General features: G+C 72.5%; 18 protein-coding genes. 12 read left to right on the forward strand and 6 right to left on the reverse strand.

Annotated features, from left to right (window positions below):
- On the forward strand, positions 1-745 hold a 745-nt coding region (locus I6A60_RS32695; RefSeq protein WP_203055779.1), incomplete at its 5' end, for a metallophosphoesterase.
- 25 nt (positions 746-770) lie between these two features.
- Here the strand turns inward: I6A60_RS32695 and I6A60_RS32700 are convergent.
- On the reverse strand, positions 771-1,544 hold the full coding sequence (locus tag I6A60_RS32700) for a hypothetical protein (protein ID WP_203023232.1): 774 nt from the start codon (positions 1,542-1,544) through the stop codon (positions 771-773).
- Positions 1,545-1,916: 372 nt separating this feature from the next.
- Here I6A60_RS32700 and I6A60_RS32705 point away from each other — a divergent pair, with 372 nt between their 5' ends.
- From I6A60_RS32705 to I6A60_RS32740, 8 genes are all read left to right on the forward strand, one after another.
- Positions 1,917-4,013: a prolyl oligopeptidase family serine peptidase gene (locus tag I6A60_RS32705; protein WP_307873975.1), complete on the forward strand. Its 2,097-nt coding sequence runs from the start codon at positions 1,917-1,919 to the stop codon at positions 4,011-4,013.
- 24 nt (positions 4,014-4,037) lie between these two features.
- Positions 4,038-4,292 (forward strand): hypothetical protein, encoded by a 255-nt coding sequence (locus tag I6A60_RS32710; RefSeq protein WP_203023233.1) that lies wholly within the window; start codon positions 4,038-4,040, stop codon positions 4,290-4,292.
- Between the two features lie 89 nt (positions 4,293-4,381).
- Positions 4,382-4,741, forward strand: coding sequence for a VOC family protein (locus I6A60_RS32715; protein ID WP_203023234.1), 360 nt, complete (start codon positions 4,382-4,384; stop codon positions 4,739-4,741).
- Between the two features lie 274 nt (positions 4,742-5,015).
- Positions 5,016-5,909 (forward strand): arpA protein, encoded by an 894-nt coding sequence (locus I6A60_RS32720; protein ID WP_203023235.1) that lies wholly within the window; start codon positions 5,016-5,018, stop codon positions 5,907-5,909.
- Between the two features lie 133 nt (positions 5,910-6,042).
- Positions 6,043-6,915, forward strand: a complete 873-nt coding sequence (locus I6A60_RS32725) for a class I SAM-dependent methyltransferase (protein ID WP_203042377.1) — start codon at positions 6,043-6,045, stop codon at positions 6,913-6,915.
- A 206-nt stretch (positions 6,916-7,121) separates the two neighbouring features.
- On the forward strand, positions 7,122-9,023 hold the full coding sequence (locus tag I6A60_RS32730; protein WP_203042381.1) for a choline/carnitine O-acyltransferase: 1,902 nt from the start codon (positions 7,122-7,124) through the stop codon (positions 9,021-9,023).
- A gap of 121 nt (positions 9,024-9,144) precedes the next feature.
- Positions 9,145-10,665 (forward strand): MFS transporter, encoded by a 1,521-nt coding sequence (locus I6A60_RS32735; protein WP_203023256.1) that lies wholly within the window; start codon positions 9,145-9,147, stop codon positions 10,663-10,665.
- A gap of 89 nt (positions 10,666-10,754) precedes the next feature.
- Positions 10,755-11,417 (forward strand): TetR/AcrR family transcriptional regulator, encoded by a 663-nt coding sequence (locus I6A60_RS32740; protein ID WP_203023237.1) that lies wholly within the window; start codon positions 10,755-10,757, stop codon positions 11,415-11,417.
- Between the two features lie 143 nt (positions 11,418-11,560).
- Here I6A60_RS32740 and I6A60_RS32745 read toward each other — a convergent pair whose 3' ends face one another.
- Positions 11,561-12,901, reverse strand: coding sequence for an ABC transporter substrate-binding protein (locus tag I6A60_RS32745; protein WP_203023238.1), 1,341 nt, complete (start codon positions 12,899-12,901; stop codon positions 11,561-11,563).
- A gap of 764 nt (positions 12,902-13,665) precedes the next feature.
- Here I6A60_RS32745 and I6A60_RS32750 point away from each other — a divergent pair.
- The gene (locus I6A60_RS32750; RefSeq protein WP_203023239.1) at positions 13,666-14,304 is read left to right on the forward strand and encodes a hypothetical protein; all 639 of its coding nucleotides are present in this window, start codon (positions 13,666-13,668) and stop codon (positions 14,302-14,304) included.
- Between the two features lie 12 nt (positions 14,305-14,316).
- Here the strand turns inward: I6A60_RS32750 and I6A60_RS32755 are convergent, their stop codons facing one another.
- The gene (locus I6A60_RS32755) at positions 14,317-14,985 is read right to left on the reverse strand and encodes an NAD(P)-dependent oxidoreductase (protein ID WP_203023240.1); all 669 of its coding nucleotides are present in this window, start codon (positions 14,983-14,985) and stop codon (positions 14,317-14,319) included.
- 92 nt (positions 14,986-15,077) lie between these two features.
- On the opposite strand from I6A60_RS32755, the gene I6A60_RS32760 reads away from it, so the two are divergent.
- Positions 15,078-15,968 carry a sigma-70 family RNA polymerase sigma factor gene (locus tag I6A60_RS32760; protein WP_203023241.1) on the forward strand — a complete coding sequence of 297 codons (891 nt, stop codon included), beginning with the start codon at positions 15,078-15,080 and terminating at the stop codon, positions 15,966-15,968.
- A 122-nt stretch (positions 15,969-16,090) separates the two neighbouring features.
- Here I6A60_RS32760 and I6A60_RS32765 read toward each other — a convergent pair whose 3' ends face one another.
- Positions 16,091-16,456, reverse strand: coding sequence for a hypothetical protein (locus I6A60_RS32765; RefSeq protein ID WP_203023242.1), 366 nt, complete (start codon positions 16,454-16,456; stop codon positions 16,091-16,093).
- Positions 16,457-16,625: 169 nt separating this feature from the next.
- Between I6A60_RS32765 and I6A60_RS32770 the strand changes: the two genes are divergently transcribed.
- Positions 16,626-17,483 carry a hypothetical protein gene (locus I6A60_RS32770; protein WP_203023243.1) on the forward strand — a complete coding sequence of 286 codons (858 nt, stop codon included), beginning with the start codon at positions 16,626-16,628 and terminating at the stop codon, positions 17,481-17,483.
- 41 nt (positions 17,484-17,524) lie between these two features.
- Here I6A60_RS32770 and I6A60_RS32775 read toward each other — a convergent pair whose 3' ends face one another.
- Positions 17,525-19,522, reverse strand: coding sequence for an acetoacetate--CoA ligase (locus I6A60_RS32775; RefSeq protein WP_203023244.1), 1,998 nt, complete (start codon positions 19,520-19,522; stop codon positions 17,525-17,527).
- Positions 19,519-20,319 (reverse strand): crotonase/enoyl-CoA hydratase family protein, encoded by an 801-nt coding sequence (locus tag I6A60_RS32780; protein ID WP_203023245.1) that lies wholly within the window; start codon positions 20,317-20,319, stop codon positions 19,519-19,521. Before I6A60_RS32780 ends, I6A60_RS32775 begins: the two co-directional genes overlap by 4 nt.
- Positions 20,320-20,365 lie beyond the last annotated feature (46 nt).

A 20,365-nucleotide genomic window follows, 5' to 3' on the forward strand; every position in this document is an offset into this window, starting at 1 on the left:
GGCGGGCACCCCCGCCCACACCCGGGGCACCCCCCCGCCCGCCGCCGCCCCCCGGGCGTACGCCCGGTCGCTGGCCGGCCTGCTGGATGTCCCGTTCCGCGCGGTCCCGGGCAACCACGACGTCGGCGAGCCGGCCGAGCACCCCTGGGCTGGCCTGCGGGTGACCGACGAGCGGGTCGCGGCCTTCGAGGCCACCTGGGGGCCCAGCTACTGGCGCGAGGACGGTGCCGGCGCCGTCCTGCTCGGCGTGAACAGCGAGCTGCTCGGCTCCGGCCTCACCGCCGAGGCGCGGCAGTGGGCCTGGCTGGAACGGACCGTCGCCGAGCTGCTCACGGCCACCCCGGTCCTGTTGTTCCTGCACAAGCCGCTGTGGCAGGTCCTCGACGAGCGGACCGAGCAGCAGCTCGACGTCGACCCGGCGGCCCGGGACCGGCTGCTGGCCCTGCTCGACGGAGTCGCGCTGCGCGCCGTCGGCTCGGGCCACCTGCACACCTACCGCCACCGGCGGCGCGACCAGGTCATCGAGGTCTGGGCGCCGTCGACCGCGTTCGCGGTCACCGACGACCACGAGAGGCGCGGCGGCCTCGGCGAGATCGGCTACGTCGAATACCTCGTCGGCGACGGGGTGGTCGAGGCGAACTTCCGCTCGATTCCCGGCCTGACCCGCACGCTGGGCCGACGGATCCCGCAGGTCGCCGACGCGGCCGACGCCGCCCTGGGCGCCGCCGGTCGGCCGACCGGCTGAGCGGCCGGCACCCGCGGCGGTCCGCTCAGCAGGGCCCGAGGCCCAGCAGCGTCCAGAACAGGAACAGCACGGTCTCGACCGGGCCGCAGCGGGGCGCCGACCCGGCTGGTGAGGCGGTCGGCCGGGCGCTGACCGGGCCGGCGGACGGTCTCGTCTGGGTCTGGGTCTGAGCCGGGGCCGCGACGCCGCCGGAGCCAGCACCCGCGCCGCCCGGGGCCGCGGCGGCGACCTGCTGGGCGACGGCCGGCGCCGACACTCCGGCCGGGGTCGGCCCGGTTGCCGGCGGCAACGCGCCCGCCGGGTCGGCGGCATCCACCGTCGGGGCGGTCTCGGCGACCGAGGCTGGCGAGCTGGCGACGCTGTCCGGCAGGACCGCGCCGGCGTCCGCCTTGGCGCCGCCGCTGTGGATCGTGGTGACCACGCTGACGATGATCAGCGCGAGCACGAACGCGGCACTCGTGACGACCGCCGAGCGCCACACGAGCATCGCCCGCCGGTGCGCCGGGTCGTCGTCAGGATAGGCGTCATCATCGTCGCCGCCGAACCTGGTCGCGGCGGGAATCACGACCGCGGCGCCGACCAGGTGAGGCTCGACGGTTTCGTCGCGGGCCTGGACCTCGCCGTCCCAGTAGTCCAGGACCTCCGGACGGTCGACGTCGTACAGGTCGGTGTCGAAACGCGGTCCGGTGGGAGCCTCGGCGCGCAGGATCTCGACCGTGTCGGCCTCGCCGTGGCGAGCGCCGCCGCCTAAGTCCGCGGCGGTCTCCGCGTCCCGTGACGAATCTTCCCAATGCCCCATCTGACCCCGCCCAGGTGCGGTCGCGCCCGGGTGATCCCGTCGCGACGATCTGACCTGCGCGCCGACCACCCGCCCGAGCGCGCGAGGCGATCGGGCTGGCCCCTCCCCAGGACCGGCGGCGAATACGAATCAGACAGTAACGACAAGACGCCCAAGACGCCATAAATGACGATCGAGTTCGCCCGATCATGAATGGTGCGCGAGAGAGCGGCCACACTGTGCGTCATTCCAGCGGCCCAAACCGCTGGTAGGCCCCGTGAGACGCTGCGGGCATGGTCCCCGACCCTGGGCCCGCACCGTCGCTGGTGCGCTCCGCGCTCGGGGACCGCTCCGCCCTGGTCGGCGCGGGCCTGCTCGCCGCCCGGCTGCTGGGTGGGTGAACGTTCCGGGGCAGGTCGGAAATGCCGGGCGATCAGGCAGAATTGGCGGGTGACGCAGGACGATCCGTACCGCTGGCTGGAGGACGTCCTCGGGGAGGCCGCGCTCGACTGGGTGCGGGACCGCAACGCCGAGACGTTCGCCGAGCTCACCCCGTCCGCCGGGTTCGCCGAGCTGCGCGCGCGGCTGCGCGAGGTCCTCGACGCGGACGACCGGATTCCCTACCCGGTCACGAGGGGCGAGTACCTCTACAACTTCTGGCGCGACGCGGCCCATCCGCGCGGCGTGTGGCGACGCACCTCGCCCGGGTCCTACCGCGACGACGTCCCGGACTGGGAGGTCGTGCTCGACGTCGACGCGCTCGCCGACAGCGAGGGCGAGAACTGGGTCTGGCACGGCGCGCGGGTGCTGCGGCCCGGTCATCGGCTGGCCCTCGTCCAGCTGTCCCGCGGTGGCGCGGACGCCTCCGTCGTCCGCGAGTTCGACCTGGTCACGAAGTCCTTCGTGACCGACGGCTTCGTCCTGGCCGAGGCCAAGAGCTCGGCCAGCTGGATCGACGCGGACCGGATCTACGTCGGCACCGACTTCGGGGTGGGCTCGCTGACCACCTCCGGCTACCCGCGGGTCGTCCGGGAATGGCGGCGCGGCACGCCGCTCGACGACGCCGTCACCGTCTTCGAGGGCAAGGCTGACGACGTCTCGGTCGGCGCGTACCACGACCCGACCGAGGGCTTCACCCGCGACTTCGTCTACCGGAACGTCGACTTCTACCGCACCGAGAAGTTCCTGCGCACGCCGGCCGGGCTGGTCCGCCTCGACGTCCCGGACGACGCGGAGACCTCGGTCCACCGGGACTGGCTGCTCGTCACCACCCGGTCGCCGTGGGCCGTCGGCGAGCTCGTCCATCCGGCCGGCGCCCTGCTCGCCGCCGACCTCGACGCCTTCCTCGCCGGGCGGCGCGAGCTCGACGTCCTGTTCGAGCCGGACCCGCACACCTCGCTGGCCTTCCACGCGTGGACGCGCAACCATCTGATCGTCGCCACGCTGCGGGACGTGCGCAGCCAGTTCACCGTGCTGACGCCGAGCGCGGCGGGCTGGGCCTCGGCGCCGCTGGCGGACCTCCCGGACACCGGCTCGGCGGCCATCTGCGACACCAACTCCGACGTCGACGACGAGTACTACCTCAACGCCAGCGGCTACACCCAGCCCGCGACGCTGTACCGCGGCGAGATCGGAACGCGGCCCGAGATCGTCAAGCAGGCGCCGGGCTTCTTCCCCACCGACGGCCTGACCGTCAGCCAGCATTTCGCGGTGTCCGACGACGGCACCCGGGTCTCCTACTTCGTGGTCGGCTCGGGAGAACCCGGGCCGACGCTGCTGCACGGGTACGGCGGCTTCGAGGTCTCGCTCACCCCCGGCTACAGCGGCAGCATCGGCCGCGGCTGGCTGGAGCGCGGCGGCACCTATGTCGTCGCGAACATCCGAGGTGGCGGCGAATACGGTCCGGACTGGCATCAGTCGGCCGTCCGGGAGAACCGGCCGCGCGTCTTCGAGGACTTCGCCGCCGTGGCCAGGGACCTCGTCGAGCGGGGGGTGACGACGCCGGCCCAGCTCGGCATCGAGGGCGGCTCGAACGGCGGGCTGCTGATGGGCGTCATGCTGACCCGCTACCCGCGACTGTTCGGGGCGATCGTCTGCTCGGTGCCGCTGCTCGACATGCGCCGGTATCACGAGTTGCTGGCCGGAGCGTCGTGGATGGCCGAGTACGGCGACCCCGACGAACCGGCCGACTGGGCGTTCCTGCGCGAGTACTCCCCCTACCAGAACGTCCGGCCGGACCAGCCGTACCCGCCGACGCTGGTCACCACGTCGACGCGGGACGACCGCGTCCATCCCGGGCACGCCCGCAAGATGGTCGCGCGGCTGACCGAGCTCGGCTACGACGTCCGCTACTACGAGAACATCGAAGGCGGCCACGGCGGCGCCGCCGACAACGAGCAGCTGGCCCACAAGCTGGCGCTGACCTACGAGTTCCTCTGGCGCAGCCTCGGCCCGGCCAAGGTCAATAGGCGCGACGAGGATCGATCATGATCTGACCGGGGTAAGCACCCGATCATGGCGAACTTGCTGCGCCGCGCCGCTGCGGCCGTCGGACTGGGTGGGCGGCCTCGGTCGGAGGCGCCGGACGGTCAGGCCTGGAACCCGTCCGGCTGGTGGTGGTGCATGGAGCACCAGCGTCCGGAGAACCCGCCGGACATGCCCGGTCACCGCCGGCTCGGCCCGTACGCGAGCGCGGCCGACGCCGCCGCGTGGCGGGAGCGCCTCGACGAGCGCAACGAGCAGTGGGACCGCGACGACGACCGTCCCTGACCGACGCCCGCGGGGCCCCGGTCCAGGCCGGCGAGAAGATATCCGGGCATGAAGATTTCCGGGCGCAGGGTCCGGTGAGGGAGGCAGACGTGGCGCTCAGGTGGACATGGCTCGTGGTCGACACTGTCGCGCCCGTGCCGCTCGCCCGTTTCTGGGCGGACGTCTTCGGCGTGGAGCCCGCGCAGGACGACGACGGCGACTGGACCGTCGCCGTCCCGGACAGCTCGGTCCAGCTGCTGTTCACCGCGGTGCCCGAGTCGAAGACCCTCAAGAACCGGCTGCACCTGGACCTGTCGCCGTCGTCCCCGGACGAGCAGGCGGCCGAGGTGGAGCGCCTCCTCGCGCTCGGCGCGACCCGAGCCGACGTCGGCCAGAGCGGCGAGGAGTCCTGGGTCGTGCTGGCCGACCCGTCCGGCAACGAGTTCTGCGTGCTGTCCGGCCGGGACTGACGCGGTACGGCACCCCTCCTCGGCCAGCCGACGAGCTTTGTCCGCGCGCCTCGGGGACTCCTGCTCACGCGCAGGCGAGCGACTGTGCTTTCTACCTGCTCTTTTACCGCCGATCACGGGAACGGGACCGGTAAGAGGCCAGGAGATGTCAGGCGTGTTACCGGTCACATTGACGGACGTTGCACGGATACCTGCCGGAAAACTGTGCTGGGTTCTTCAAGGCGCCGGATTTACCGGACGGCGCGTGGGGTGGACGGTCGATGAAGGGATTCCCGTGACCAGGCCCGAGACCGTCACTGACGACCTCGCGACGGCCAAGGCGGTCGAGGCCGTCGTGAACACCGAGGCCTACCCCTTGTTCGCGCCCCAGGAGAGCGCCGACCAGCGGAAACTCATCCAGGGTGTCCGGCGTGAGCTGGCCGCGTCCGGCTGTTGTGTGCTTCCGGAATTCGTCCGGCCCGCGGCGCTGGAAGGGCTGCGCGCCCAGTGCGCGCGGCTCGCGCCGCTGGCCTACTACGGCGACGAGACCGTGAACGCGTACAACATCGCGCCGGGGACGCCGCTGCCCGCGGGGCACCCGGGGCGGGTCAGCATGCGGCGCGGCAACGCGTTCGTCGCCCGGGACCGCATCCCGGCCGATCATCCCGTCGCGCGCCTCTACACCAGCGTCGCGTTCCAGCGCTTCGTCGCGGCCTGTTTCGAGCTGCCCGCCGTGCACGAGCTGGCGGACCCGCTGGCGGGGCTGTGCGTCAACGTGGTCACCCCCGGGCGGGAGCACCCCTGGCACTTCGACACCAACGAGTTCGCGGTGAGCCTGCTGACCCAGGAGGCGCAGGGCGGCGTCTTCGAGTACTGCCCGCGCATCCGGTCCGCGGCGCGGGAGAACGTCGAGGACGTCGCCGCCGTGCTCGCGGGCGACGGCGACCGGTTCGTCCGGCGGCTGCGGCTGCGGCCGGGCGACCTCCAGCTCTTCCTCGGCCGGTACTCGCTGCACCGGGTGAGCCAGGTGACCGGCCCGGCGCAGCGACACAGCGTGATCTTCGCCTACAGCGCGCGGCCGGGCGTGGTCGGCAGCCTGTCCAGGACCCGGCAGCTCTTCGGCCGGGTGCTTCCCGAACACGAGCAGGCGGCCGAACAGCCGATCCGCGTGGACGCGTTGCTCGACTGACCGGCGAGCAGATACCCCGCCGGCGGGAATTCTCGCTCGCCCGTTTCCCGCCCGCCCATTTCCGGACCGAGCATTCCGGACCGATGCCCACCCTGACCGCCCGTCGACGGGCGGGTCGAGAGGAGCACCGACCATGGATTTCGACGCGACCGGAAAGGTTTCACTCGAGCACGTCTACAACCAGCCCGACCCGCGCGCCTACTTCCGTACGCTGCGAACACTCGACTATCGGCTGCCACAGCTGGCCAAACCGTACTTCTCCAAAATCATCGACGAATGCCAGGAAACGCGCCCGGACCAGCGGCTGCGCGTGCTCGACGTCGGGTGCTCCTATGGTGTCAACGCGGCGCTGCTGAAGTTCGACGTCGCCATGGACGAGCTGTACGACCGTTACGCGGGAGACGACAGCCTGGCGGCCGACGCGGGTACCCGGGCTGCTCTGGTGGCCGGCGACCGGGCACTGGCCACGGCCCGCGGCGGCGCGACGGACATCGAGGTGGTCGGCCTCGACGCGTCCGGTCCCGCCCTGTCCTACGCCGTCGACGCCGGGTTCCTCGACGACGCGCTGCACGCGGACCTGGAGTCCCGTGATCCGACCGAGCCGGAGCGGGCCCGGCTCGCCGGCGTGGACCTGGTGATCTCGACGGGCTGCCTGGGCTACGTCACCGGGCGGACCCTGACCCGGATCGTCGCGGCCGCCACGGGCGGGTCCGCGGCCGCCGGGCCCGGGGATTCGGCGGGGGGCGACGGTCCGGGCCTGCCGTGGATGGCGCACTTCGCGCTGCGCATGTTCCCGTTCGACCCGATCGCCGAGACGCTGGCCGGGTTCGGCTACCAGACCGTGTCCGTCGACCGGATGTTCGAGCAGCGCAGGTTCGCCTCGCAGCGGGAGCGGGACCAGGTGCTGGCGACGCTGGCGGGGGTCGGGGTCGATCCGCGCGGGCTGGAGGCCGACGGCTGGCTCTACGCGCAGTTGTTCATCTCCCGGCCGCCCGGGTCACGCTGAGAAGCCGACCGGCGCGAGTACGTCACGGCGAATACGTCACAACAGTGCCTGGCAACCGCCAGGATGAGCCCACCTGCCACATGACCAGCCGAGGCGCCGGTCGGCTGCCGCGCGTCCAGCGTCGGGACCCGACCGGGCCGCCCGCCACGACCACGATCCGCCACGACCACGATCCCGCTACGACCACGATGAGGAAGACGACCAGGATGACCGTCCAGACCGGCCGCGAGGCCGCCACCACCGCCGCGGCCACGGGCGGGACGGTGCCCGCCACGGGCACCTTCGACAACGAGGACAGCCTGCCCCGCGTCCCGCTGCCCGGCCTGGCGGAGACCTGCGCGCGGTTCCTGGACTGGTGCGCCCCGCTGCTCACCGCCGAGCAGCTGGCCGCGACGAAGGCCGCCGTCGCAGACTTCCTCGCGCCGGACGGGCCGGGGCACGCGCTGCACGCGCAGCTCGCCGCGTTCGACGCGAGTGAGGGTGTCCAGAGCTGGCTCGACGAGTTCTGGCCCGCCCGATACCTGGGCCGCCGGGACCGGATCGCGCTGAACGCCAACTTCTTCTTCCTGTTCCGGGACGCCGTGCCCGCGCCCTCGGCCGAGGCGCTGCCCGGCGGCCCGCAGGTCGAGCGGGCGGCGGGCCTGATCGCCGCCGCGCTCGACTACAAGCTGCGGCTGGACGCGGAGCGCATCCCGCCGCTGGTGCGGCGCGGCCAGCCACAGTCGATGGTCCAGAACCGGTTCCTGTTCTCCACCACCCGCATCCCCGGCCTGGACCAGGACACCGTCCGAGTGCCCTACAGCGCCGCGTGGCCGGGCCCGTCGGACGCCCGTCACGTCGTCGTGTTCCGCCGGGGCCAGATGTTCCAGCTGGAGGTGCTCGGCCCGGACGGCACCCCGCACACCCTCGCCGAGCTGGCCACCGGCCTCGTGGACGTGCTGGCCGCCGCCGACCTGACGCCCGCGCCGGACGACACCGCCGTCGGGCACCTCACCACGAAGGCCCGCGCGGACTGGGCGCGCAGCCGGGCGGCGCTGCTCGACCTCGACCCGACGAACGCGGCCGCCCTCGACGACGTCGAACGGGCGCTGTTCTGTGTCTGCCTCGACCACGTCACCCCGCCGGACCGGATCGCCACCTGTGACCAGCTGCTGTACGGCAGCGCCGCCGGCCGCTGGTACGACAAGGCGGTCTCGTTCGTGGTCCTGCCGAACGGCCAGGCCGGGATCAACGTCGAGCACTGCGGGCTGGACGGCACCACCATCCTGAGCTTCGTCGACGAGCTGCTCGCCGCGCCGGCCGCCGAGCTGTCCGCCCGCTCCGGTGCCCGGGCGCACGGGCGCCCGGCGGTGCGGCCCGTCACCTTCGTCCTGGACGAGGCGCTGCGGGCCGACATCCGGGCGGCGGCCCAGGCGTTCACCCAGTTCGGCGCGGACACGGCGTCGGTGGCGCTGACCTTCCCCGAGCACGGCGCCGACCGGTCCAAGGCGCTGCGGATCTCACCGGACGCGCTGGTGCAACTCGCCTACCAGCTCGCGCACTACCGGGCGAAGGGCCAGATCGGCGCGACGTACGAGTCGATCGCCACCCGCCAGTGGCGCTACGGGCGCACGGAGGCGATGCGGGTCGTCACACCTGAGGTGCTGGCCTTCGTCGCGACCCTGGACGATCCGGCGGCGGACCCGGCCACCCGCCGCGAGGCGCTGCGCACCGCGGCCGGGGCGCACGTCCGCCGGGCCGGCGACTGCCAGCGCGGCGACGCGCCCGAGCAGCACCTGTGGGAGCTCGCCTTCATCCAGCGCCGCCACGGCGCCGAGCTCGGGGTGCCGACGGCGTCGCCGCTGTACGAGTCGCCGGGCTGGCTGGTGATGCGCGACGACTACCTGAGCACCAGCTCCGCCCCGTCGGAGAGCATCGAGTACTTCGGGTTCGGCTCGACCAGCGGGAAGTGCATCGGCATCGCCTACGTGCTGCTGGCGGACCGGCTGAACATCTACCTGAGCACCCCGCGGCCGGTGGCCGCCGGCATGCACGCGTTCGCAGACCGGCTGCGCGAGGCCCTCGCCGAGCTCGACGAGCTGCTCACCACGGACCCAGCCCGCCCCTGAGATCACCGGGGCTCGGCCCGTAAGGAAGCTCACCCGTCGAAGTGGACTTGGCTCGTCCGTTTCTGGATACAGTTCTGGAAACGGAGCGATGATGTCCACTTTGACGGGGACGGAGATGGCGATGGCCATACAGACGAAGGACGCGGTGGCCACGCCATCCGTCGCGGTTCCACCGGCCGGCAGCGAGACCGACCGGATGCACGGGATGCGCTGGTGGATCCTGGGCCTGCTGGGCCTGGCGCAGCTGATGGTCGTGCTGGACACGACGGTGGTGAACATCGCGCTGCCGTCGGCGCAGCAGGCACTGGGGTTCACCAACGACCAGCGGCAGTGGATCGTGACGGGGTACGCCCTGGCGTTCGGCAGCCTGCTGCTGCTCGGCGGGCGGCTGGCCGACCTGTTCGGCCGCAAGCGGATGTTCCTGATCGGCCTGGTCGGGTTCGCGATCGCCTCGGCGCTCGGCGGCGCGGCCACCGGCTTCGGCATGCTGGTCGTCGCCCGCGCCGTGCAGGGTGGGTTCGGCGCGCTGCTCGCGCCGGCCGCGCTGTCGTTGCTGACCACGACGTTCACCGACGTCAAGGAGCGCTCGAAGGCGTTCGGGATCTACGGGGCGATCGCCGGCGGCGGCGCGGCCATCGGGCTGCTGCTCGGCGGCGTGCTCACCGAGTACCTGTCCTGGCGCTGGTGCATGTACGTCAACCTGGTCTTCGCCGCGCTCGCCTTCGCCGGCGGCGTCGCCTGGCTGCGCCACCAGGCCGCGCAGGAACGTCCCCGGCTCGACCTCCCGGGCATCCTGCTCGTCTCCGCCGGGCTGTTCTCCGTCGTCTTCGGCTTCTCGCACGCCGAGACCGGCGGCTGGGCCGACCCGGTCACGATCGGTTTCCTCGTCGCCGCCGGGGTGCTGCTGGTCGCGTTCGTCCTGGTCCAGCAGCGGGTGGCGCACCCGGTCCTGCCGCTGCGGGTCATCCTCGACCGCTACCGCGGCGGGTCACTGCTGGCGATCCTGATGTCCGGCGCCGGCATGTTCGGGGTGTTCCTGTTCCTGACCTACTACCTGCAGCAGAATCTCGGCTTCAGCGCCGTGCGGTCGGGCCTCGCGTTCCTGCCGATGACCGCCGCCCTGATGGTCGCCTCGCAGATCGGTTCGACCGTGCTCACCACGCGGTTCGGCCCGCGGTTCATCATGGCGCCCGGTCTGGCGATCGGCGGGGTCGGCCTGTGGATGCTCACGCACATCGACGCCGGCTCGACCTACGCCGCGAACGTCCTTCCCGCCACCATGGTCTTCGGCGTCGGCCTCGGCCTCGTCTTCGCGTCGGCGATGAGCCTGTCCACCGCGGGCGTCGCGCCGGAGGACGCCGGCGTCGCCTCGGCGATGGTCAACACCGCCCAGCAGGTCGGCGGGTCGGTCGGCACCGCGCTGCTGAACACCATCGCCGCCTCGGCCATGAGCGGCTACCTCGGGTCGCACCCCGCCGGCCCGCAGCGCGCCGTGCTCGCCACCCTGCACAGCTACACCACCGCCTTCTGGTGGAGCGCCGGCATCCTCATGCTGGGCGCCGTGATCACTGCCGTCGTTCTGCCGTCGCGGGTGCGGCAGGCCGGCGAGAATGAAGCGGAGGTCATCGCGCTCGGCGCCTGACCGACGCCTGTCCCCGGCGGGTGGGCCCGGTCCGTTACCGGGCCGGGCCCACGCGCCACCGTCGACGAGCCGCGGAGGAAACCGAAGCCATGCCCGCCACAGCCGCGGTCGCCAGCACCACCGCCCCGCGTGTGCGCAAGGACGTCGCCCGTAACCGCGCGCTGCTCCTGGACACCGCCGACCGGCTCATCGCCGTCCGGGGCCTGGAGGTCACCTTCCACGAGCTGGCCGAGGCGGCCGGCGTGGGAGTCGGCACCGTCTACCGCCACTTCGCCGACCGGAACGCGCTGCTGGGCGCCCTGATCGAGCAGCGGTTCGAGGCCGCGCGCGACATCCTGCTCGCCGCCGAGCAGATCGGCGACCCCGTCGAGGCGCTGCGCACGGCGGTGCTGCGCACCTGCGAGCACCAGTTCTCCGACCGCGCCATGTGGCAGGCCATGCTCTCCGTCGCCGAAGGCCACCGGGATCTCGCGAAGGAACGGCTGCTGCCGATCCTCACCCGGATCGTCGAACGGGCCCGGTCGACCGGGCGCCTGCGCGCCGACTTCACCCTTACGGACCTGCCGATGATCTTCATGCTCACCGGTGGCCTGAGCCAGCACACCGCGCGCACCCAGCCGGACCTCTGGCGACGCTACGTCGAGGCGATCCTGGACGGGTTCATGCTGCGCGAGTCCGACCGGACCGGGTCAGCGGTGCCCGCCGCGCCGACGGACGACGAGCTCGAGGACATCATCTCCTGCACCGACTAGCCGGTGCCGCCGCAGGCAAGGTCGCCCGCTCCGGCTTCCCCTGATCGCCGTTTCGGCCCTCTGGTGGTCGTTACCGGGCCTGTTCCACAGCCACCAGAGGGCCAAAAGAGCGATCAAGGCGAGGCCGGCTGGGCCGAAGGGTGTCAGGCCGGGATCGGGGTGTTGCCGAGGACCTTGTAGGCGGTGGGCTGGCCCTTGTCGTCCAGGGTCGTCGTCAGGCCGCCGAGCACGCAGACCGCGGGCTGGTCGGGGATGGCCTTGCCGTTGCAGCGGAACTTCAGGCCGGCGGCGCCGGGCAGCGGCGTCTCCTTCATCGCCTTGATGGTCGAGGTGATGGTCGCCGGGGTGATGTCACCCGTGATGCCCTGGGTCGCAGCCTGGAGGCCGGCCACCAGCGAGAACATGATCATGCCGTCCTGGTAGCTCAGGTCGATGCCACTGCCGTAGGTCTCGGCGACCTTGGTGAACAGGTCCATCGACGGGCTGGCCGGGCCGATCGGCACCGTGGCGCTCACGACGATGCCCTTGAGGGTGCTGGCGGAGACCGCCTTGCGGGTGGCGTCGGTGATGCACTGGGAGATCGCGCTGATGGTGCCGGTGAAGCCGACCTGCTTCAGGCCGTTCATGGCGCTGATGCAGAACGAGTCGTTGCCGATGATGAAGACCTGGTCGGAGCCGTCCGAGGCGATCTTCTGCATCTGGGGCGTCATGTCGGCGGTGCCCGGGGCCACCCGGACCAGCTCGTAGCCGATGCCCGCCTTCTTGAACAGCGGGGGCGCGACGTCCTGGGCGGAGTGCAGGGCCGCCGGGACGTCGATCACGATGGCGGCGACCTTCTTGTTGCCCTTGTCCTTCGCGACCTGGATCGGCAGGTCGATGATCGGGAAGGTCGGGTTGCCGAGGCTGAAGGTCGTCGGGCTCGACAGCAGGCTCGGGTCACCGGACCCGTAGATCATGACGGGGATCTTGGCGTCGTTCAGTGGCTTCCAGGCGCTGTCGACGACGCTGGAGGTACCGATGACGACGGCGGCGACGCCCTTCTCGACCATCTGGTTGCCGCAGTCGGTCGCCTTGGCCGGGTCGCCGAGGGTCTCGCAGATCGTGATGTCCATGGGCCGGCCGCCGAGGCCGGACTTACGGTCGTTGAGCCACTTGGCGGTGGCCTGGGCGACCTTGTTGTCGTTGGTGTGGTCGGCGACCGGGCTGGCCCCGTCCGTGATCACGCCGATCGTGATGGGCGCGCCCGTGGCCTTGGCCACCGGGCCGAGGATGTCCGCCTGGCCGGCGGAACCGCTCGCCGGCGCGGGGGCGGTGGCCGTGCCGCCGGAGCCGCCGCAGGCCGAGACGAAGGCCAGGCTCGCGGCGAGGACCGCGACGCCGGCCAGGCGTAACCCGACCGGGCGGGTCGGTAACTGGTGGGCGGTGGCGGACCGGAATGGCCGGGTTCCGGGCCGTCGACGGTCCGGTCTCCCAATGTGCGACATGTTCTCCACCTTTGCCGTTGGCGTCGGCTGAATACGAGACTGACTTTTGTGGTGCGCGCCGGGGTCTGGCTCGTCGGGAACGCCGTGCCGACCGGCTGGGTCGGTGCCGGCCGGCTGGCGAAAGGTTTGTCCGGTGGTCGCTCGGTGGACACGGATGGTTGCGAGTACCAGGCTCCGATCAGCAGGAAACCTGAAGGTCCCGCATGATGGTCCACCATCCCGAAATCTGTCAACAGGCAGCAAGCTGGCACCCTGCGGCGCGCCTACGTGGACCGGCGTGTCGCGCCGGGCGACCCGGAAGGCACCGACGTCGTCTCGCGCCGCGCCGTAGTGCCTACCGGACGAGGCGCGACAACCGGTCCTCGGCGAGGATCCGCCGGGTCGTGACGCGCTCACGGCAGGAGCGCGTGAACATTCTGGTGAAATGGCTTCCGCAATGTAGTAGTCGCCGTCGTTTCCCACGGACACCGACCAGATACGGGTCGGGAAGTCAGGCTGGTGGAAGTAGGCCAGCACATATCGCGCGCGGGTGTTGAGCCGCATCTTGTGCGGCGTGGAGAGCAGCAATCCGTCGGTGATGAGCTTGAGCTGGGCTCTCCGTGCCCTGGACAAGAATCCGCGTTCTGGCCGGGGCGTTGTGCGTCGTGGCGACGGTAGCGCAAGAAGCCCGACCAGAAGTTGCCCGAGGGCTGATCCGGCTGGGAGAGTGGGCGACCCTGCCGCGGGCGGCCGTCCCGGCGCTCAGGTCCGAGGAGGCGGCGACGGTGGATCAGGCACCGCGCGGGGACCCGGCCCCGACGGGCGCCGACATCGTCGCGAACGACGACCCGAGGGGCGCCCGGACGAGCTGGCGGCCCGCCCGCGCGGCCGAGGCGCCGGACCGGTGGCAGGCCGCGGACCGGCGCCTGATCTGCGTGTTCGTCATCCTCGTCGTCGTGCCGGTCCTCCTCATGGCGACGGCGATCGCGCTGACCGACCACGAGGGCGTGCCGGCCAGGCTCTGGTGGGGGGCCGTCGCGTTGTTCGCGCTGCTGCCCGGTCTCGACCTGTGGTCCAGGACCGGTCGCCAGCAGCGGGGCCTGCGGGGCGTCGGCGTCGTCGAGGGCGTGTACACCTCGCGACTGGTCCAGACGGTGGCCACACCGTGCTGGGCCGTCGTCAGCTATGTCGCGGACGACGGCCAGACCTACCGGGCCCGACTTCCGCTGCTGCGGCCGGTCCCGGCCGGCACGCGCATTCCGCTCGTCTTCACCGGGCGGCGGGCGTCCCGGCCGGCCTGCGTCGCGTCCCGTCGCGACCAGGTCCGCCTGACGCTGCGCTCCTGCAGCAGCGGGCTCGTCGGCCAGTGCTATCTGCTCTGCGGGCTGGGAGCCGCCGTCCTGCTGCTGTTGCCGGCCGAGTAGGCGGCAGGTGGCCTACCGCGCGATCCCGACGGTCTGGCGCCCGCTGGTCGGGTCGTCGAGGCAGCGCAGCATGTAGTGCGCCACGTCCGGCCGGGAGACCGAGGCGCCCCGGCGCAGGTTGCGGCCGTAGGCCGTGCGGTAGGCGGCGGTCAGCGGGCCGTCGGTGAGCCTCGGTGGCCGCACGATCGTCCAGTCGAGGGGACTCGCGCGCAGCAGGTCCTCCATCCGGGCCAGGTCCGCGTAGTGGCCGCCCAGCGCGGCCTTGACCGCCGGTCCCAGCAGGTAGCGCATGAGTGGGCCGTCACCGGGGTCGCGACGCGGCGGCCGTGGCCGCGCGGGCGAGGCGACCGTGCCGATCGGGGCCGCGCTGACCACGACGATCCGGTGGACGCCGGCGGTCCGCATCGCGGTGGCGATCGCGTCCGTGCCCCGGGTGGCGACGTCGGTGTCACGCCGGCTGCGCCCGCCGAGCGCGGACAGGACGGCGTCGGCGCCGGCGACCGCCGGTACGAGCGCCGCCGGGTCGGCCGTCGCCAGGTCCGCGGCCACGACCCGTCCGAGCGACGGCGCCACCGCTTCCGGCCGCCGCGCCACCGCGGTCACCTCGTGGCCCGCGTCGAGGGCCTGTGCCACCAGCAGCCGGCCGATGCCACCGGTCGCCGCGAAGATCGTGAGCTTCATCGGGGTGCTCCTTGCCCGTCAGGCCGGCCCGGTTCGGTCAGGTCGGCCGGTCGCCGCTCGTCACTCGGTATGACGGAACAGGGAGGCACACCATGACCGAGACGCTCACCGAGGTGTTCGAGGGGCAGCGGCCGCGGCTGCGGGCGGTCGCCTACCGCCTGCTGGGCTCGCTCAGCGAGGCCGACGACGCCGTCCAGGACACCTGGCTGCGCCTGACCCGTGCCGACCGGGAGGACGTCGCGAACCTGCCGGGATGGCTGACGACCGTCACCGCCCGGATCTGCCTCGACCAGCTGCGCGCGCGCCGGGCTCGCCGGGAGGAGCCGGCCGGTTTCCAGCTGCCCGAACCGGTGGTCGCCCCGGTGGGCGGCGCCGACCCGGAGCAGGAGGCGCTGCTCGCCGACGCCGTCGGCCTAGCGCTGCTCGTCGTCCTGGAGACGCTGAGCCCGGCCGAACGGCTCGCCTTCGTCCTGCACGACCTGTTCGGGGTGCCGTTCGACGAGATCGCCCCGATCGTCGGACGGTCCACGGCCGCCGCGACGCAGCTGGCCAGCCGGGCCCGCCGCCGGCTGCGCGGGGTGGAGCCGGACGGCACCGGCGACCCGGCCCAGCAGCGCCGCCTGGTCGAGGCCTTCCAGGCAGCGGCCCGCGACGGTGACCTGGCGGGCCTGCTCGCGGTGCTCGATCCCGACGTGGTGCTGCGGGCGGACGCCGGTCCCCGCGCGTCCGGCGAGGTCCGGGGCGCGCACGCGGTGGCCGAGCGGACGTCGACGTTCGCGCCGATGTCCCCGTACGGGCGCGCCGCACTGGTCAACGGCCGGCCCGGCCTCGTCGTGCTGCCGCCGGGCGCGGCGGTCGTCGCGGTGCTGGGCTTCACGGTCCGGGCCGGGCGGATCGTGGAGATCGACGTGTTCGCCGACGCAAGCCGGCTGCGCCACGTCGACGTGAGCGCCTTCGGTAGGTCAGCGCCTTCGGGTAGGTAAGCGGCCTTCGGTAAGTCAGGAGCCGGCGCGCCTGGCCGACCGCTGGTCAGCGGCCGAGCAGGCGGCGTCGTTCGCACGAGACACCTGGGAAGACACCGGAGGCCTGGCAGGCCACCGGGACGTCACATGCTCAGTTCACGTTCGATGTGCCGCAGGCCGTGGCGGGCCAGGGCGAGGTTGGCCCGGGCGCGGTCCAGCGCGAGGTAGAGGAACAGCCGGCTGCCGCCGCGGGTGAGCAGGCGGATGATGTGGTACTGCCGGTCGACGGTGATGAGGATGTCCTCGATCCCCTCGCGGATACCGAGCGCCTCCAGCGTCCTCGCCTTGGCGCGGACCACGTCGGTGTTGCCCGCGGCCGCGACCTCGAGGTTGAGCGCCCGGCCACCGCCGGCTGAGCCCAGCATCATTCCGCTCTCGTAGTCGACGAGCGCGACCCCGAGCGCTCCGTCGAGTGCCATCGCTTCCTTCAACGCGGTCTCGATGTCCATACAACCTTCCCCGATCCAATGGACAGTTTGGCATTTTATCTGGGTTGACTTTTGCCCCGACCGATCTACCACGCGATTTGCCAGGCGATCCGCGGGACTGGTAGTACTCGACCGCAACGCACCATATCCTTCCCTTTGTTCGCTGTCACGGACGAGGGGGTGGAACTCGATGGGCGCTGGCACCGCGGCGGATGGTTATGTTCTTCTCGACGAATTGTCCAGGCTCGGGGAGGAACGTTTTTCCGGCACGCTGCGGGCCGAAGGCGCGAGGGTCGGGGGAACGGTCGTCCTGAGTACGGGCCTGCTCGTCGCCGCCGAGACGCCGGTGACCCCGGGGGTCGAGGCCCTGCTGCTGCGGTCGGGCCGGATAGCGCGCCAGGACTGGGCCGGTGCCCTCGCCGAGGCCATACCGCCAGGTGGGCTGCGGGGCGCGCTGGTCGGGCGCGGCCTGCTCGGCGACGCGTCGGCGCAGGTGGTCACCCAGACGGCCGCGCTGGACGCGCTGTTCGCCCTGGCGCTGGAGGACGTCTTCGCCTGCGTCCCGGATCCGGACGTCACCGACCCGCTAATTCCGCTCAATCCGGGGATGGATGTCGGCCGCGCGGTTCGCGAGACCCGGCGCCGCCTGGGGGTCGCGGCCGGGTGGCGCGAGCTGGGCGTACATGCACGCGCCCATCCGCGGGCGACCGCGTCGACCCCGCCCATCGACGAGGGCCGGGCGCGGATCCTGGCGCAGGTGAACGGCCGGCGAACGGTCAGCGACCTGGCCTTCGAGCTCGGGCGCGGTCTTTTCGCCGTGATGGTGGATATGGTTCTTCTATATCGGGACGGTCAGGTCGCCTTCGACCAGCCCCGGCCGACCGCGACCAGTGCCCTTTCGTGGCCGGGCCACCCCGACGACGGACCACCGCTGGTCATTTCGACGGTTCCCGACGAGGTGGACGAACTGAGCCCAGCCGCGGACCCGGTCGATTCAGGCCCGCGCCGGCGGCGGATTTCCCGGCGAGGTACGCGCGGCGCCCGCTGACTTCCCGGTGCGCCCATCAATCGCACAGTTGTCTACCCGAATCAATGTGTCGGCCGGTCGACGGCGCCGCGAGCCTCGGCGAACCGGGCGAACGCGTCGAGGGACGCCGGGTCCAGCAGCGACCCCGCCGAGGCGACCGCTGCCACGGACGCGCCGCGCAGGATCTTCTTGACCGGGACCTCCAGCTTCTTGCCGGTGCGGTTGTAGGGCACGGCGGCGACCTCGACGATCTCGTCGGGAACGTGGCGCGGGGACAGCGTCGAACGGATCCGCTCGCGCAGCCGGCCGCGCAGGTCGTCGTCGACCCGGTGGCCCGCGCTCGGCACGACGAACAGCAGGAGCTCCCCCGGGCCGCCCTCGTCGTCCTCCAGGTGGACCACGACACTGTCACTCACCTCGGCCACGTCCTGCAGCGCCCGGTAGAACTCGCCGGTGCCCAGCCGCACGCCGCCGCGGTTGAGGGTCGCGTCCGAACGGCCGGTGATGAGGCAGGTGCCCGCCGCGGAGAACCGGATCCAGTCGCCGAACCGGAACACACCCGGGAACGCGGCGAAATAGGCCTCGGCGAACCGGCTCCCGTCGTCGCCCCAGAAACCGGTCGGCATCGAGGGCATCGGCGCGACGATCACCAGCTCGCCTAGCTCACCGACGACGCCGCGGCCGTCCTGGTCGAACGCGGCCGCGGCCACGCCCAGGCTCGCGCCGGACATCTCGCCCGCCCAGACCGGCTGCGGCGGCGAGGCCTGGACCAGGCCGGTGCAGACGTCGGTGCCCCCGCTGCCGACGTTGAGCAGGACCCGGTCGCCCAGCTGCTCGTGGACCCAGCGGAACCCCTCGGCCGGGAACGGGCTGCCGGCCACGCCGAGCTGGCGCAGCCGGGACAGGTCGAACTCGGCGGCCGGCCGCAGGCCCTCGCGCCGGCAGGCCATGAGATAGCCGGGGCTCGCCCCCATGAGCGTGGCGCCGGTCCGCTCGACCAGCCGCCACTGCTCCCGCAGGTCGGGATACAGCGGGTTGCCGTCGACCATCACCAGCGAAGCGCCGACGGCCAGGCTGGAGACGCCGATGTTCCACATCATCCAGGCGGTCGTGGTGAACCACAGCAGCCGGTCGCCCGGCCGCAGGTCCCAGTGCAGGCCGAGGCATTTCAGGTGCTCGACCAGGATTCCGCCGTGACCGTGGACGATGGCCTTAGGCAGCCCGGTCGTGCCGGAGGAGAACAGCACGTAGAGCGGGTGGTCGAACGCCACCGGCTCGAACTCCAGCCGCTCGTCGGTCGGGGCGAGCAGCGACGCCCAGGCGACGGCCCCGTCCAACTCGAACGGCCCGTAGGGGACGTGGACGACGTGCTCGACGGACGGCAGCGCGGCCCGCAGCGCGGCGACCTCGGCCCGCCGGTCGACCACCTTGTCGCCGTAGGTGTAGCCGGCGACGGCGAGCAGCACCTTCGGTTCGACCTGGGCGAACCGGTCCACCACGCTGGGCGCCCCGAACTCGGGTGCGCAGCTGGCCCAGACGGCGCCGAGGCTCGCGGCCGCGAGGAAGGCGACCAGCGTCTCCGGGCAGTTCGGCAGGTAGGCGACGACCCGGTCGCCTGGCCCGACGCCGAGCCGGCGCAGGCCGGCCCGGGCCCGGCGGACCTGCTCGCGCAGCGCCCCGAACGTCAGCTCGACCGGTGGGCGTGTCTGCGAGTAGCCGAGCACGGCGAGGCTCTCGGCCTGGTCCGCCGTGCCGAAGCAGTGCTCGGCGTAGTTGAGGGTGGCGCCGGTGAACCACCGGGCGCCCGGCATCGCGCGCTCGGCGAGGACCCGGTCATAGCCGGCGTGCGCCCTGACCCCGAAGTAGTGCCAGATCGACTCCCAGAAGTCCTCCAGGCACTCGACCGACCAGGCTCGTAACTCGGCCCAGCCGGCTAACGAGAGGCCGCGTTCCCGCGCCAGCCAGCCGAGGTAGTCCTGGACCCGGGAACCGTCGGTGACCTCCGGTCCTGGGTGGTAGAGCAGCTCCGGGCCATCGGCCGGGCCCGCCGTGGCCGTCATCGGTCCGACGCCCGCGGGTCGGCCACCTTCGGGGCCGCGCCGTCGAGGAAGGCGCGCATCCGGCGCTTGGCCTCGCCGCTGTCCTGGGCGACGGCCGACATCAGCGACTCCAGCAGCAGCCCGGCCTCGGGGTCCGCCTGGGCGATCCGCGGCAGCGCGTGCAGCACCGCGTAGGTCGTCACGGGCGAGTTCTCGGCGGCCCGGGCCGCGAGCCCGAGCGCGGTGTCGAGGCCGGCGCCGTCCTCGACCAGGTACTGGGCCAGGCCGTACCGTTCGGCCTCGGCTGCGGTGAGCACCCGGCCGGTGAGCATCATGTCGGTCATCCGGGCGACGCCGATCAGGCGCGGGACCCGCACCGACGCCCCACCGCCGGTGAACAGGCCGCGCTCCCCCTCAGGCAGCGCGAAGAACGCCGACCGCTCAGCGACGCGGAGGTGGGTCGCGCAGGCGAGCTCCAGGCCGCCGCCGACGACCGCCCCCTTCAGCACGCTGATCACCGGCACCGGGCACGACTCGATCTGCCCGAAGGCCCGGTGCCACATCCGGGAGTGGTGCAGGCCCGCGACGGCGTCGCGCTCGCGCAGCTCGCCGAGGTCGAGGCCGGCCGAGAAGTGGTCGCCGTCCGCCGTCAGCACGACGGCCCTGGCCCAGTCGGGCGGCGCGGCGAAGAACGCGCCCAGCCCGAGGACGGTGGCGTCGTCCAGGGCGTTGCGCTTCCTGGCCCGGCTCAGGCTCAGGACGGCGACATGGCCGGCACGGTCGAGCCTCAACGAGGGCGGCAGGGCGGGCTCGAGCACGTGGCCTCGTCCAATCGACAGGAAACCTGATGATCGAAAGTGTCGA

Source organism: Frankia sp. AgB1.9, assembly GCF_016786355.1.
In the GTDB taxonomy this organism is placed as follows: Bacteria; Actinomycetota; Actinomycetes; order Frankiales; family Frankiaceae; genus Pseudofrankia.